This is a genomic window from Stenotrophomonas sp. NPDC077659 (genome assembly GCF_050268705.1).
In the GTDB taxonomy this organism is placed as follows: Bacteria; Pseudomonadota; Gammaproteobacteria; order Xanthomonadales; family Xanthomonadaceae; genus Stenotrophomonas.
Genome location: NZ_JBNNHG010000102.1, coordinates 1 through 13,650 on the forward strand (window position 1 = coordinate 1; position 13,650 = coordinate 13,650).

The following is a 13,650-nucleotide window of genomic DNA, read 5'->3' on the forward strand; positions in this document are numbered from 1 at the left end:
TAGAAGCAGGCCGAGACCGTGCGCCTGGCCGAGCGCCAGCTCGACCGCGTCATCGACCTGAACTTCTACCCGATCGAAACCGCCCGCCGCGCCAACCTGCGCTGGCGTCCGGTCGGCCTGGGCTGCATGGGCCTGCAGGACGTGTTCTTCCGCAAGCGCCTGCCGTTCGACAGCGCCGAAGCCCGCGCCCTGTCGAAGAAGATTGCCGAAACGATCTACTTCCACGCCCTGGAAACCTCCTCGGAGCTGGCCCAGGAACGCGGCAAGCACCCGTCGTTCAACGACACCCGTGCCGCCAGCGGCGAACTGCAGTTCGACGCCTGGAACGTGGTGCCGGAAGACACCGCGCGCTGGGATGCCCTGCGTGCGCGCATCAAGGAACACGGCCTGCGCAACTCGCTGATGATCGCGATTGCCCCGACCGCCACCATCGCTTCGATCGCCGGTTGCTACGAGTGCGTCGAACCGCAGGTGTCCAACCTGTTCAAGCGCGAGACCCTGTCCGGTGACTTCCTGCAGGTCAACCGCTACCTGGTGAACGAGCTGAAGAAGCTGGGCCTGTGGACCGCCGACATGCGCGACGCCATCAAGCTGGCCGAAGGTTCCATCGCCGGCGTGGCGCAGATTCCGGAAGCCCTGCGCGAGGTCTACCGCACCGCGTGGGAACTGCCGATGCGTTCGCTGATCGACATGGCCGCCGAGCGTGGCGCCTTCATCGACCAGTCCGCCTCGCTCAACCTGTTCATGGAAAGCCCGAACATCGGCGCGATGTCCTCCATGTACATGTACGCCTGGAAGCAGGGCATCAAGACCACCTACTACCTGCGTTCGCGCCCGGCCACCAAGATCGCCAAGACCACGGTGAGCAGCGCGGCCCCGGCCAAGGTGTTCACCCCGGACGAAGCCATCGCCTGCTCGCTGGAAAACCCGGAAGCCTGCGAGGCCTGCCAATAAGAGCGGCACCGCCGCGCGGTAGTGCCGGCCGCTGGCCGGCAACCCCGGCAAATGATCATCACCCACGGTAGCGCCGGGCCATGCCCGGCGGCTCACCCAGGAATTCAAGGAAACACCCATGGCCGACACGCCCAAGCAGATGCTGCTCGATCCCGGTTTTGAACTGACCCTGCGCCCGATGCGCTACCCGCAGTTCTATGACATGTACCGGAACGCGATCAAGAACACCTGGACGGTGGAAGAGATCAATTTCCAGATCGACATCACCGACCTGCACAGCAAGATGTCGCCGGGTGAGCGCCACCTGATCCACCGCCTGGTTGCGTTCTTCGCCACCGGCGATTCGATCGTGTCCAACAACCTGGTGCTGAACCTGTACCAGCACTTGAACGCGCCCGAAGCGCGCATGTACCTGTCGCGCCAGCTGTACGAAGAGGCGCTGCACGTGCAGTTCTACCTGACCCTGCTCGACAACTACCTGCCGGATCCGGAGGAGCGCGTCAAAGCCTTCGCCGCGGTGGAAAACATCGACTCGATCAAGAAGAAGGCTGACTTCTGCTTCAAGTGGATCGACTCGATCCAGGACCTCAAGCGCATCGAGACCCGTGCCGAGCGCCGCCAGTTCCTGCTGAACCAGATCTGCTTCGCCGCGTGCATTGAAGGCCTGTTCTTCTTCGCCGCCTTCGCCTACGTGTACTACTTCCGTTCGCGCGGCCTGCTGCCGGGCCTGGCCTCGGGCACCAACTGGGTGTTCCGCGACGAGAGCGCGCACATGGAGTTCGCGTTTGAATCGGTGCGCGTGGTTCGTGAGGAAGAACCGGACCTGTTCGACGACGAAATGAAGCAGCAGGTCTATGACATGCTGGCCGAAGCGATCGAGTGCGAAGTGCAGTTTGCCGAGGACGTGCTGTCCGGTGGCGTGGCTGGCATCTCCACCCGCGACATGCGCCAGTACCTGCAGCACTGCGCCGACCAGCACTTCGCCAAGCTGGGCATGGAAAAGAAGTACAACGTGCGCAACCCGCTGCCGTTCATGGAACTGCAGGACGTGCAGGAACTGACCAACTTCTTCGAGCGCCGCGTCTCGGCCTACCAGGTCGGCGTGCAGGGCGAAGTCGCCTTCGACATGAACTTCTGATCGCACTGATCAAGTCTGTCGCAACAAAAAACCCCGGCCATGCCGGGGTTTTTTGTGGCCGAACGTCGGCCTTCTGTAGAGCCGAGCCAATGCTCGGCTCACGCGCGGAGCGCGCAATGACGCAATCTGCATCAACGGTCAATCACGACCCAATACGTCGGCACTACCCGCAACGTGCACGCCTGTCGCATAAGCCTCTGGAATCACATGGATTCCGCTGCACATCATGGCGCGCTGCTGGCGCACCAGCAGCCGGGACTGCAATCCCGAAACCTATCGACTGATACGCTCGCCAACCGTCGCCGGCAATTGTCCGGCGTCGGTTGGCGACTCGTCGCACTTCTGCGGCGGGCGGTGCGTGGAGGCCTTGTGCCTTCCGGTTTTCAGTCGGTAGACCGGGATTGCAGCCACGCATCGTCCGCCACCCTCATCGGTGGCCTGATCCGTAATGGAGGAACCACCATGAGTACCGATCCGACGAACACGCATGAACTCAACCACCAACTGCTGCGTCTGCGCCGCCTGATGCAGGGCATCGAAGGAACCGCGCTGCCGCTCTGTGACCACCAGCTCGCCCAGGCAAGCGGCAGCGCTTCGCCGCTGCAGGGCAAGCAACCGGCCGAAGCCACACAGGCCATGCTGTGTCTGGCCATCAACAGCCGCCGCTGCGCGGAAACAGTGGAACGACTGGTCGCCGGACCGACCCTGCACTGACGGTAGCGCCGGGCCACGCCCGGCGGAATCCATCCGCCGCGGCGGGAAACATCGACCGCGCTGCGCGCTCGCCGGGCATGGCCCGGCGCTACCGCTACCAACGGTCTTGCCGCCGCCCTTCCACCACCATGCGCACTGCCCGCTCGGCCAGGACCCTGCGCGGATGTCGTTGATTCATCCCTGAGCCGTTGCCAGCGGGCGAATGGTTCAGGAATTCACATACCACTTTCGCCAGCGGTGAAGGCTGTGGCCCATTTGTCGGGCCGACTTGCCGCATCGGCGACTGAGTTGCTGCAGCCAATGCCCTGCTTGACTCCAGACGTTGTGCTAGATTCGCGAAAGTTGCACTCCTGCGAAAGGTACTTTCATGGATGCATGGGAGGAACAAACCGCTACTTCATCAGAAGGCGGACTTCGGGGTCGCTCCTGGATAGCAGCGTGTGGCTGTCTCACAGCAGCTATTGCGGCTTCTGTACTGTCAGCGTGTTCGAGCGGTACGCACCCAAGCCCCTCATATCATTTGGATCAAAGACAGTCCGTCAAATCAGGGAGCGACATTGGTAGGGAGCGATTCAAGAACGACCTCGAGCGTTTGATCAGCGTGCATTTTGATGATTTCGATGCGTTGAATGAACGGCTTCACACGCACCTGGGCGAGCCGACTCGACAGGGTTTGAGGGACGAGCGGATCGCAGAGCGCGGAATGTTGGGTGACCTTGAGGTCCGGAACATCAAGTTGAGAAGTGCTGCCGACAATCCTGCGCATGCGAACCTGATCTTTGAGGTCGCGCCACCGAGCATCGCACTCGAGGACGTTAATTGGGAGGACTCCATCGTAAATCCACCTCACCCCGACGCGTCTGGCTCCCACCCTTACTGGTCTGGGCAAGTGAACGGCGCAGAGGTCGTGCTCGGGCTCGCCGCTGACAACGTGACGCTGACCTACGTATCGATCAGGCAGCGCTAACCCTCTGTCATTGCGAAGGAGCCGCAACATGGAGTAGGCGTGGCGCAGTGTAGCGCCGCCTGCACGGCCCGGGTTCTACAATGGCCCACCCCACACCGATGGCCACCGCCATGACCCCCATCCCCGAATCCGTGCCGCCCATCGAAGTGCGCATGGCCGAAATCGTCTTCCCCAACCACACCAACCACATGGGCACCCTGTTCGGTGGCCAGGCGCTGGCATGGATGGACAAGGCCGCCTTCCTCGCCGCGGCCCGCTACTCGCGCCGCACCGTGGTGACCGCGCGCAGCGACCAGGTCGATTTCAAGCTGCCCATCCGCATCGGCCAGATGGTGGAAACCATCGGCCGCATTGTGGAAGTGGGCCGCAGTTCGATGAAGGTCGAGGTGGAACTGATTGCCGAAGACCTGCACAGCGGCGAGCGCAAGCTGTGCACGCGCGGCCACTTCGTGATGATCGCGCTGGGCGACGATGGTCACCCGACCGCGGTGCCCACGCTGCCGGGCACCCCGGCTGCTGATGCCGTCGACGCCGACTGAACCGGCGCTTGCGGGGGCGCCCACGCGCCCCCATTTCGCTGCCATGACCCCGCCGCTGACCGATTTCATCGACCGCGCCCAGCGCCTGTTCGTGCTGACCGGCGCCGGTTGCAGCACGGCCTCGGGCATCCCCGATTACCGCGATACCGACGGCCAGTGGAAGCGCACGCCGCCGGTGACCTACCAGGCCTTCATGGGCGAGGCGGCCACCCGCCAGCGCTACTGGGCGCGCAGCCTGCTGGGCTGGCCGCGTTTCGGTCTGGCTCTGCCCAACGGTACCCACCAGGCGCTGGCCGCGCTGGAAGCCCGCGGCACCCTGCAGGTGCTGCTGACCCAGAACGTGGATGGCCTGCACCAGCGCGCGGGCAGCCAGAACGTGATCGACCTGCACGGGCGGCTGGATCGAGTGCGCTGCATGGGCTGCGAGCGCTGCAGCGGGCGCGGGGACTTCCAGCAGCGCCTGCTTGACGCCAATCCGGACTGGGAGGCGCTGGAAGCGGATATCGCCCCGGATGGCGACGCCGATCTGGAGACCGATTTCTCCACCTTCGTGGTGCCCGATTGCCCGTACTGCGGTGGCCTGTTGAAGCCGGATGTGGTGTTCTTCGGCGAAAACGTGCCGCGCGATCGCGTTGAGGCCGTGCATGAACATCTGCGCCAAGCCGATGCGGTGCTGGTGGTGGGTTCCTCGCTGATGGTCTATTCGGGCTTCCGCTTCGTGCAGGCCGCCGCCAAGGCCGGGCTGCCGGTGGCGGCATTGAATCGCGGGCGTACCCGCGCCGATGACCTGCTGCAGTTCAAGGATGAACGTGATTGCGCCGAGGCCTTGGCCGCATTTGCGACCCGGTAGCATCCGGCCGGGTAGAGTCGACTGTCAGTCGACTTCCGCGCGCAGCGCGGGGGTGTTCAGCCGTATCGCCAACGGCAGTCGACCAACGGTCGACTCTACCGATCACCCGCCCCCGCGAATGCGCCGAGGCTTTGGCCGCATTCGCGACCCGGTAGCATCCGGCCGGGTAGAGTCGACTGTCAGTCGACTACCGCGCGCAGCGCGGGGTGTTCGGCCGTATCGCCAACGGCAGTCGACTGACAGTTGACTCTACCGGTCATCGCCCTCGTCACCGTCTGGTCCCGGTAGCGCCGGGCCATGCCCGGCGCCACCGCTCACGCGCCCCCGCGAAACAGCGATCCATCCAGAGGGTTGATCCGCAGGCCGTGCAGCGGTGCAATACGCACCCCCTCCGCATCTCCTTACCGTCTTGAGCCAGCTGTTCTCGCCGATGTCGCTCGGCCCCCTGACCCTGCCCAACCGCATCGTGATCGCGCCGATGTGCCAGTACTCCGCCGGAGACGGCCGCGCCAGCGACTGGCACGCCATGCACCTGGGCAACCTGGCGCAGTCCGGCGCCGGCCTGCTGATCCTGGAAGCCACTGCGGTCGAGCCGCGCGGCCGCATCAGCTGGGCCGACCTGGGCCTGGGGGACGACGGTACCGAGGCCGCGCTGGCGCAGGTGCTGGCCAGCGTGCGCCGCTGGTCGTCGATGCCGCTGGGCATCCAGCTGGCCCACGCGGGGCGCAAGGCCTCCACCGCCCGCCCGTGGGACGGTGGCCGCCAGCTGCCGGCCGACGATGCCAACGGCTGGGCCACCGTCGCACCGTCGCCGGTACCGTTCCACGCCGCCGATCCTGCGCCGGAGGCACTGGATGACGCCGGCATTGCCGAGATCATCGCCGCCTTCGCCGCCAGCGCAGTGCGTGCCGAACGCCTGGGCCTGGAGCTGATCGAGATCCACGCCGCGCACGGTTACCTGCTGCACCAGTTCCTCTCCCCGCTCAGCAACCGCCGCACCGATGGTTACGGCGGCTCGCTGCCGAACCGCCTGCGCCTGCTGGTGGAAGTGTTCGATGCGGTGCGCGAAGCGGTGTCGGACAAGGTATCGGTGGGCGTGCGTATCTCCGCCACCGACTGGGTTGACGGCGGCTGGGACCTGGTGCAGAGCGAAGCACTGGCCCAGGTGCTGGACGCGCGCGGCTGCAACTTCCTGCATGTGTCCAGCGGCGGCCTCGACGAGCGCCAGAAGATCAGCGTCGGCCCGGGCTACCAGGTGCCGTTCGCGGCAGCCATCAAGGCGAAGAAGCTGCGCATGCCGGTCATTGCGGTGGGCCTGATCACCGAGCCGGAACAGGCCGAATCGATCCTGCGCCACAACCAGGCCGATGCCATCGCCCTGGCGCGCGGCATCCTGTACGACCCGCGCTGGCCGTGGCACGCCGCTGCGGCGCTGGGCGACAGCGTGGTGCCGTCGCCGCAGTACCTGCGCTGCGAGCCGCGCGAAGTACGCAACGTGTTTCGCGCGCGCTGAACCTCAGACCTGCCAGGCCGGCGTCATGCCGGCCTGCAGGTGCTCGAACAGGGCACGGATCTTCGCGGTGAAATCGCGGCGGTCGCTTACGCAGAAGAACACCTCCATCGGCTCCGGCTGCCACGCGCTGGCCGGGCCGAATACCGCCTGCAGGCGGCCATCGCGCAGGTACGGCTCGGCCACGAACGCGGCCAGCCGGGTGACGCCCGCACCCGCTGCAGCCAGCTGGGCCAGCGCGTCGATGTCATCGCAGACCATGCTCGGCGGCAGCGCCGCGTCCACCCGCTGGCCATCCTTCAGCAGGCCCCAGCGCAGCGGTCGGCCATCGGTGGGGAAGCGGTGCAGCAGGCCACAATGGCGGCTCAGCTCGGCCGGATCGCGCGGTGTGCCCTGCGCCTCCAGGTAGGCGGGCGACGCACAGAACACGAACGGGATGCGCGCCAGCGGCCGCGCCACCAGACCATCTTCCAACTGCGCACCGATGCGGATGCTGGCATCCACCGCTTCCGGCCCGTGCTGCACGGCGCGATCGCTCAGGCACAGTTCCAGCTGCAGTTGCGGGTAGCGCTGCTGCAGGCTGGGCAGCAGCGGTGCCAGCACATGGCGGCCGAATGCGCTGCTGCTGGCGATGCGCAGCGGCCCGGACGGTTCGATATCACCCGCAGTGACCATCGCCTGCGCGCGCGCCAGGTCGGCCTCGATATGGCGCACCTGCGCCAGATACACCGCACCGGCCTCGCTGAGCGCCAGCTGCCGCGTGCTGCGATTGAGCAGGCGCACGCCCAGGTGGGCTTCCAGCCGGGTGATGTTCTGGCCCACCGCAGTGGCACTGATGCCCAGCTGGCGAGCGGCAGCGGCAATGCTGCCGGTCTGCGCGGTGCGGGTGAAGCTGCGGATGAGCTGCAACAGGTTCATGACCGGCCAGCTTGCCATGCGGGAGGGCAAGTATCGCTTGGGTCTGTACCAAGCAGTTCGGTTGCATCGGTGACCATCGTCCCCGCCGCCACGGCGCTGCCCTAAACTCGGGCGATGCGCCCCGATTCCATTCTTACCCTGTCCTGCCCCGACCGCACCGGTATCGTCTACCGCGTCTCGGGGCTGTTGTTCGACCACGGCTGCAACATCCTCGACGCCCAGCAGTTCGGCGATGAGGAAAGCGGCCGCTTCTTCCTGCGCGTGCATTTCGACCGCGATGCGAGCCTGCCGCTCGACACCGTGCATGCCGCCATGGCCACGCTGGCGGCCGACTACGGCATGGATTGGCAGCTGCACGATGGGCGTCGCCGCGCGCGCCTGCTGGTGTTGGTCAGCAAGCAGGGCCATTGCCTGAACGATCTGCTGTTCCGCGCCCATAGCGGCCAGCTGAAAGTGGACATTGCCGCAGTGGCCTCCAACCACGCCGATTTCGCGCCGCTGGCCGCGTCCTACCAGGTGCCGTTCCACCACCTGCCGGTGAACGCAGAAACGCGCGCGGTGCAGGAACAGCAGATCATTGACCTGGTCGAACGCGAACGCATCGATCTGGTCGTGCTGGCGCGCTACATGCAGATCCTGTCGCCCACGCTGTGCCGCGCACTTGCGGGCCGCGCCATCAACATCCACCACAGCTTCCTGCCCAGCTTCAAAGGCGCGCAGCCGTACCACCAGGCGCACGCGCGCGGGGTCAAGATCATCGGCGCCACCGCGCACTACGTCACCGAAGATCTGGACGAAGGCCCGATCATCGAACAGGACGTGGCCCGCGTGGACCACGCCATGGCGCCGCGCGAGCTGGTGCGGCTGGGCAGCGATACCGAATCGCAGGTGCTGGCGCGTGCCGTGCGCCGGCATGTGGAGCACCGCATTCTGCTCAACGGGCACCGCACGGTGGTGTTCCGGTAACGCGTCGTCCATCCCGCGTCCGCCGGGCGTGGCCCGGCGCTACCAACGGGCGTGATCGGGTAGCGCCGGGCCATGCCCGGCGGAGCTGCTCCACGCTTCTTTCCTGCTGATGGGCTTGGGGCACGTTGAACGAACGCCATCAATGTGTTCTAGAAGGCCGGGCGGAATCGAAGACCACATCGGATCCAGAATGAAGTCAACGCCCTCGCGCCGCGCGAGTTTGGCGGCTGGAATGAAATCCGCATCTCCCGCTACCAGAATGATCTGACGAACCTGTCGTTTCAGTGATAGTGAGGAGATGTCCAAGCCAATACGCATATCGACGCCCTTCTGCCTCACCTCCGGGTGCAGGTCGCTCGGCAGGAGCGCGGAAAATTCGCGTTTGCCTTTCAGTAGCGCATCAAGCGTTCGGGAATCAGTCGTCCATGCGTTGGAGTCCGCGAGATGACCAAGCCTCAAGGCCACTTTCCGTTTCTGCTTCAAAGCGTCATGCAGGCCGACCCTGAATAGTGCTTCGGGCGACTGCGCATAGTTGATGCAGACACCAGATATCGGGTTGTGCATCCGCTTCTGCAGCGGCGGGCAGTCGTAGAAGAAGATGCGGTAGAGATCGCGCCTGTCGCAGCCCGACGAAGTCAGGTGCGCGAGAGTCCATCGGTGTGCCACTTCTGCAGCACGTTCGGCATTATGCGCGTTGTGCGGCTCGATGCGACGGAATCGCTTAACAAAATAGCCGCCATCGATGAGGATCGCTGTTGGCATGCCGTTGCCTTCCGGTTCCATCCAATGAAAAGCCCCTGGTTCGGCCGTCCCGCGATCTGTAGGGGGGCGTACTTGAGGGGCTGGATGGGTTCATTGTCTTGCTGTGGGCAGGGGTGCGCAAGCGGCAGACGCGACAGTTGCCGGTTGCCGGCCAGCGGCCGGCACTACCAATCTCGGGGATGAGGTAGCGCCGGGCCATGCCCGGCGGCCACGCGTCAAACCACCGCAATCCCCGCCTTGCCCAGCGCCTCGCGCACCATCGCGTCGTTGGCTTCGGTCACCGGCCGGGTCAGCTCCCACAGGAACTTCACCCGGAAGCCGGATTTCACCGCGTCCTGGGCGCTCCACAGCACGCAGTAATCGCGCGCCAGGCCGCACACGTGCACCTCGCGGATGCGGCGCTCATGCAGCCAGCCGGCCAGGCCGGTCGGCGGGCGTTCGCCCTCCGGGCCGTGGTTCTCGCGGAAGGCGCTGTAGGAATCCACCTGCGGGCGGGTGCCCTTGCGCAGGATCAGGTCGGCCACGGTCCAGTCCACATCCGGGTGCAGCGCGGCGCCGTCGCTGCCCTGCACGCAGTGGTCCGGCCACAGGGTCTGCGGCTGGGCGTGAAGCAGGATGCTCTCGAACGGTCGCTTGCCGGGATGCTGGCTGGCGAAGGACGCATGGTCAGCCGGGTGCCAATCCTGGGTGGCCACGACCGTGCGGTAGCGGCGCTGCGCCAGCAGTTCTGCAATCGGTGCCACCAGCGCATCGCCCTGGTCACAGGCCAGCGCGCCACCAGGCATGAAGTCCGGCTGCAGGTCGATCACCAGCAGGGCGACATCGGCGGGCAGGGCGGTCATGGCAGGGTCCAGCAGCACGGAAGGGGCGACCAGCGTGGCCGCCCCCTGCGCTCGCGTCAATCGCCCGGCGGTGTTTCATTGTCCTGGCCGTAATACAGCAGGCCGATCTTGATGCGCTCGCGGCCGGTTTCGCGGCGGTGGCGGTTGGCATCGCGCAGCGAGTACACGCAGCCGCAGTATTCCTGCTGGTAGAACTGCTCGCGCTTGCTGATTTCCACCATGCGGCTGGCACCACCGCCCTTGCGCCAGTTGTAATCCCAGTACTGCAGGCCCTCGTAGCGCGACGCGGCGCGGATGCCGCAGTCGTTGATCTGTGCCATGTTCTTCCAGCGCGAAATGCCCAGCGACGAGCTGATGGTGTCGTAGCCATGCTCATGCGCGTACAGCGCGGTGCGCTCGAAACGCATGTCGAAGCACATCGTGCAGCGGATGCCGCGCTCGGGTTCGTTTTCCATGCCGCGCGCACGGCTGAACCAGTTGTCGGTGTCGTAGTCGCAATCGATGAAGGGAATGCTGTGCTGCTCGGCAAAGCGGATGTTTTCCTGCTTGCGCAGCTCGTACTCCTTCACCGGGTGGATGTTGGGGTTGTAGAAGAAGATCGCGTAGTCGATCCCGGAGGCGGTGATCGCCTCCATCACTTCGCCCGAACAGGGCGCGCAGCACGAATGCAGCAGCAGGCGCTTGCCGTCGGCGGGCAGGGACAGGGCGGGGCGTTGGAACTCGGTCATCGTCGGGTGCATCTGGGCGTGGGCAACGGGTCTGGCCGGAAACCGTGAACAGGACGCACGCGACCACGCCGCCTGCACGCGCAGGACGACAGTGGCCCCGGCAACCTCCCCGCGGAGATTCCAGGTCGAATCAGGGGACGGTCGTGTCCCCCGGCCGGGGCCGGTATTCGGGCTGATGGACACGGGCCGCAGCCCACCTACTACCTGCCGCTTCCCAGGCGCGCGCCCAGTGCTGTTGGCAGGATTCGTTTCCATTCACCGCTGCGGGGCAGCTCCGGAATGGGCGCGCGAGGCGCCTTCACCGGATTCCCGTTCAAATCCCTGCCACCATCCAGCCACGGCAGGGATACCTTCGGCGTGCCCACGGTGGACGGCTTGCTGGAACCAGTCAAGGGGGCCGTTCCAGTAGATCCACGCCATGCGTGGATGCACCCTTACCGCTGGCCCGCCGCCCGCGCGCGGATGTCCTCCAACCGCTGGTCATGCAGCAGGCGGCCGTTCTCCCACACGGTCACCATCGCATCCTCAAATCCCGCCGGCAGCGTTTCATCGCCATCAGCCGGCAGCGCCACGGTGTGCAGGCTGCCATCATCCAGCCGGCGCAGCAGGCGCATGCGGCCGCGCTTGCTGGCCTTGCCCGCGTCGGTGATCGGGTCCTTGTAGACGTCGATCCATGCACCGTCCACCCGCGCGGCCGAGCACTTCAGCGCGAACTTCTGCGTATCGCGGTCCAGCCGCTGCAGCAGCGCGCCGCCCATGCCGAACGCCACATTGTCCGCGGCGTAACCCTGCCCGGTGATGCGCTGCAGGATGGCGCGGATCGTGTCCGGGTTGATGCCATCGCCCTGGATCACCCGCACGTGGTTGAGCACGCGGTAGCCCTTGCCGTTGATCGTGTGGCCGAAGGCCTCATCCAGCCGGCGCAGGCTTTCGGCCACCACCTCCACCGGGTCGCCCGAATCGGGACGGATGACCAGGGTGGCGCCCGAGGCGATCACTTCATCGCGCAGGGTGGTACCCCAGTGATCGCTGATGGCGCGGTAGATGTCATAGCTGTCCGACACCACGGCGACAATCGCACCGGGCCTGCCGAACTGGCGCAGCATGTTGCGGTACGCATCTACTTCGCGATCGCGGCCCCAGCTGGTGATGGTGCTGTGCTCGGCAGCGGGTATCGAAGAGCCGGCCATCGGCGCGTGGTAGTGCGCACGCGCCAGGCACAGCGCCGAGACGGTATCGGTGCCGAGGAAGTTGACCAGGTGCGCGGCACCGCCCAGTGCGGCCGATTCCAGGCTCGATACACCACGTGCGCCGAAATCGTGCAGCTTGAACGGCAGTTGCCCCTGCGCATCGTCGCTGGTCTGCTGCAGGAAGCCGGCGATGGTCTGCCGCGCATGCCAGCTGATGGTGGCCACGGTGACCGGGTACCACACGCGCAGCAGCAGGGTTTCCAGGTACGAAGGCACCCAGAACGCGGCCGGGTCGGTCGACTCGATGGTCATCAGCGCCTGGTGTGTAGGCACCACGCTGCCTTCCGGCACGGCGCGGATACGTACCGGTAGGTGGCCACCGAGGCGGTCGACGATATCGCGCCAACCGGCTTCGTTGAACGGTTCGCCATGCGCGGCGAACACCGCGGCGGCGTCATCGATGTCGGCGTGAGTGACCGGCCGCGCCAGGGCGTCCTTGAGGATGGCCTGCAGGCCGAAGAACACCGTGCGGTCGTGCAGGCCGCCGCGCGATTCCACGTAGAAGAACGTGGCATCGGTACCGGGCGGGTACTGCAGCCAGTGGCTGGCCTTGTAGCTGTCGGTGTTGAGGAGAAGGTTATCGAGGTAGTGCATGACGGAAGCTCCTTCGCGTCGGGTGACACCAGCGGTCTATCCGCCAGTGGGAAAGGCCGGGCAGGTCAGCCGCGGCCCAGGAAATACTCCAGGATGTGCAGGTGGTCTTCGTACAGCTGCGGGCCCATGTCCAGGGCTTCGCTCACCGGAATCCAGCGCGCCTTGTCGGCGTCATCGCCGCCGCGCACCGGGGGCAGATCACCGGCCGGGAATTCAAAGTGGAAACCATGGGTGATGGTGCGGCCGCGCTGGCTGCGGTCGGGGTGGTCGAACACCTGCTGGCTCTTCAGCGAGCCCTTCAGCACCGGCAGCGGAATCTTCAGCCGGGTCTCTTCGCGTAGTTCGCGCAGGCAGCTGTCGAGCAGGCTCTGGTCCTGGCCGACGAAACCACCAGGCAGCGCCCACAGGCCCTTGCCGGGCTCCGAACGGCGGCGCACCAGCAGCACGTGGCCCGAGTGCACCACCACCGCATCGGTAGTGACGAACGTGGGCGCGTAGGGCGCGTCCTTCCAGGCGGCCTTGTACTGTTCGATGAAGCGGTACTCGGCCACCAGCTGGCCGTAGGCCGGTGCACTCTTGCGGAACGCCTCAAGCATGTCGTACACCGGTGCGGGCACATTTCCACGCAGCATCAGCAGCGCACCGTGGAAGTCGACATCGCCGGCTTCAAACAGGTAGCGGCGCAGTTCGGTGGCCGACAGGGTGGCGGTGTGCTGTACGTCCACCAGCGGCCACTGCGGGAATTCGCGCAGGTAGTAGCTGGAGGCATCCTTGTCCATGCCGATCAGGCCGACCTTGGCATCGGCGGCGGCGCCATCGTTGCGCAGGGCTTCGGCCACCTGGCGCTGCACGTTGGCGATCCACTGCGCTTCGTTGTACAGGTGGTCGCGCAGCGGGCGGATCAGCAGGCGGTCGGTG

At 66.0% G+C, this 13,650-nt stretch carries 13 protein-coding genes, 1 pseudogene and 1 riboswitch; of the genes and pseudogenes, 7 read left to right on the forward strand and 7 right to left on the reverse strand.

What is annotated here, in order from left to right; all coding sequences use genetic code 11:
- From ACQKDV_RS13875 to ACQKDV_RS13885, 3 genes and pseudogenes are all read left to right on the forward strand, one after another.
- Positions 1–954: pseudogene (locus ACQKDV_RS13875) on the forward strand (ribonucleoside-diphosphate reductase subunit alpha); the annotation flags it as partial.
- A gap of 118 nt (positions 955–1,072) precedes the next feature.
- Positions 1,073–2,092, forward strand: a complete 1,020-nt coding sequence (locus tag ACQKDV_RS13880; protein WP_108763711.1) for a ribonucleotide-diphosphate reductase subunit beta — start codon at positions 1,073–1,075, stop codon at positions 2,090–2,092.
- Positions 2,093–2,299: 207 nt separating this feature from the next.
- A complete protein-coding gene (locus ACQKDV_RS13885) occupies positions 2,300–2,806 on the forward strand; it encodes a hypothetical protein (RefSeq protein WP_427784399.1) in 507 nt (168 codons plus the stop codon).
- Positions 2,807–3,350: 544 nt separating this feature from the next.
- On the opposite strand, the gene ACQKDV_RS13890 is transcribed toward ACQKDV_RS13885, so the two are convergent.
- Entirely contained in the window at positions 3,351–3,572 is a 222-nt protein-coding gene (locus tag ACQKDV_RS13890; RefSeq protein WP_427784401.1) for a hypothetical protein, read from the reverse strand.
- Positions 3,573–3,883: 311 nt separating this feature from the next.
- Between ACQKDV_RS13890 and ACQKDV_RS13895 the strand changes: the two genes are divergently transcribed.
- From ACQKDV_RS13895 to ACQKDV_RS13905, 3 genes are all read left to right on the forward strand, one after another.
- Positions 3,884–4,312 carry an acyl-CoA thioesterase gene (locus tag ACQKDV_RS13895; protein ID WP_427784402.1) on the forward strand — a complete coding sequence of 143 codons (429 nt, stop codon included), beginning with the start codon at positions 3,884–3,886 and terminating at the stop codon, positions 4,310–4,312.
- 43 nt (positions 4,313–4,355) lie between these two features.
- Positions 4,356–5,162: an NAD-dependent protein deacetylase gene (locus tag ACQKDV_RS13900; protein WP_427784403.1), complete on the forward strand. Its 807-nt coding sequence runs from the start codon at positions 4,356–4,358 to the stop codon at positions 5,160–5,162.
- Positions 5,163–5,571: 409 nt separating this feature from the next.
- A complete protein-coding gene (locus ACQKDV_RS13905; protein WP_427784405.1) occupies positions 5,572–6,675 on the forward strand; it encodes an NADH:flavin oxidoreductase/NADH oxidase in 1,104 nt (367 codons plus the stop codon).
- A gap of 3 nt (positions 6,676–6,678) precedes the next feature.
- Here the strand turns inward: ACQKDV_RS13905 and ACQKDV_RS13910 are convergent, their stop codons facing one another.
- Entirely contained in the window at positions 6,679–7,590 is a 912-nt protein-coding gene (locus ACQKDV_RS13910; protein ID WP_427784406.1) for a LysR family transcriptional regulator, read from the reverse strand.
- Positions 7,591–7,704: 114 nt separating this feature from the next.
- On the opposite strand from ACQKDV_RS13910, the gene purU reads away from it, so the two are divergent.
- Entirely contained in the window at positions 7,705–8,556 is an 852-nt protein-coding gene (gene purU / locus ACQKDV_RS13915; protein ID WP_427784408.1) for a formyltetrahydrofolate deformylase, read from the forward strand.
- Between the two features lie 39 nt (positions 8,557–8,595).
- Here the strand turns inward: purU and ACQKDV_RS13920 are convergent, their stop codons facing one another.
- The 5 genes from ACQKDV_RS13920 to ACQKDV_RS13940 form a co-directional block, all read right to left on the reverse strand.
- A complete protein-coding gene (locus ACQKDV_RS13920) occupies positions 8,596–9,318 on the reverse strand; it encodes an NYN domain-containing protein (RefSeq protein ID WP_427784409.1) in 723 nt (240 codons plus the stop codon).
- Positions 9,319–9,533: 215 nt separating this feature from the next.
- Positions 9,534–10,160, reverse strand: a complete 627-nt coding sequence (gene pncA / locus ACQKDV_RS13925) for a bifunctional nicotinamidase/pyrazinamidase (protein ID WP_427784410.1) — start codon at positions 10,158–10,160, stop codon at positions 9,534–9,536.
- A gap of 56 nt (positions 10,161–10,216) precedes the next feature.
- Positions 10,217–10,888, reverse strand: coding sequence for an epoxyqueuosine reductase QueH (locus ACQKDV_RS13930; RefSeq protein WP_427784412.1), 672 nt, complete (start codon positions 10,886–10,888; stop codon positions 10,217–10,219).
- A 141-nt stretch (positions 10,889–11,029) separates the two neighbouring features.
- A riboswitch (cobalamin riboswitch) is annotated at positions 11,030–11,243 on the reverse strand.
- 79 nt (positions 11,244–11,322) lie between these two features.
- A complete protein-coding gene (locus ACQKDV_RS13935) occupies positions 11,323–12,732 on the reverse strand; it encodes a nicotinate phosphoribosyltransferase (protein WP_427784414.1) in 1,410 nt (469 codons plus the stop codon).
- A gap of 65 nt (positions 12,733–12,797) precedes the next feature.
- Positions 12,798–13,650, reverse strand: an 853-nt coding sequence (locus ACQKDV_RS13940) for a bifunctional nicotinamide-nucleotide adenylyltransferase/Nudix hydroxylase (protein WP_427784416.1), incomplete at its 5' end; no start/stop codon positions are given.

Bases quoted from the DNA above. Each gene is read 5' to 3' on its own strand.
- ACQKDV_RS13920 (WP_427784409.1), bottom strand. From the start codon at position 9,318: ATGCCAACAGCGATCCTCATCGATGGCGGCTATTTTGTTAAGCGATTC.
- ACQKDV_RS13900 (WP_427784403.1), top strand. From the start codon at position 4,356: ATGACCCCGCCGCTGACCGATTTCATCGACCGCGCCCAGCGCCTGTTC.
- pncA (WP_427784410.1), bottom strand. From the start codon at position 10,160: ATGACCGCCCTGCCCGCCGATGTCGCCCTGCTGGTGATCGACCTGCAG.
- ACQKDV_RS13880 (WP_108763711.1), top strand. From the start codon at position 1,073: ATGGCCGACACGCCCAAGCAGATGCTGCTCGATCCCGGTTTTGAACTG.
- ACQKDV_RS13910 (WP_427784406.1), bottom strand. From the start codon at position 7,590: ATGAACCTGTTGCAGCTCATCCGCAGCTTCACCCGCACCGCGCAGACC.
- purU (WP_427784408.1), top strand. From the start codon at position 7,705: ATGCGCCCCGATTCCATTCTTACCCTGTCCTGCCCCGACCGCACCGGT.
- ACQKDV_RS13930 (WP_427784412.1), bottom strand. From the start codon at position 10,888: ATGACCGAGTTCCAACGCCCCGCCCTGTCCCTGCCCGCCGACGGCAAG.
- ACQKDV_RS13935 (WP_427784414.1), bottom strand. From the start codon at position 12,732: ATGCACTACCTCGATAACCTTCTCCTCAACACCGACAGCTACAAGGCC.
- ACQKDV_RS13890 (WP_427784401.1), bottom strand. From the start codon at position 3,572: ATGCGCAGGATTGTCGGCAGCACTTCTCAACTTGATGTTCCGGACCTC.
- ACQKDV_RS13895 (WP_427784402.1), top strand. From the start codon at position 3,884: ATGACCCCCATCCCCGAATCCGTGCCGCCCATCGAAGTGCGCATGGCC.
- ACQKDV_RS13885 (WP_427784399.1), top strand. From the start codon at position 2,300: ATGGATTCCGCTGCACATCATGGCGCGCTGCTGGCGCACCAGCAGCCG.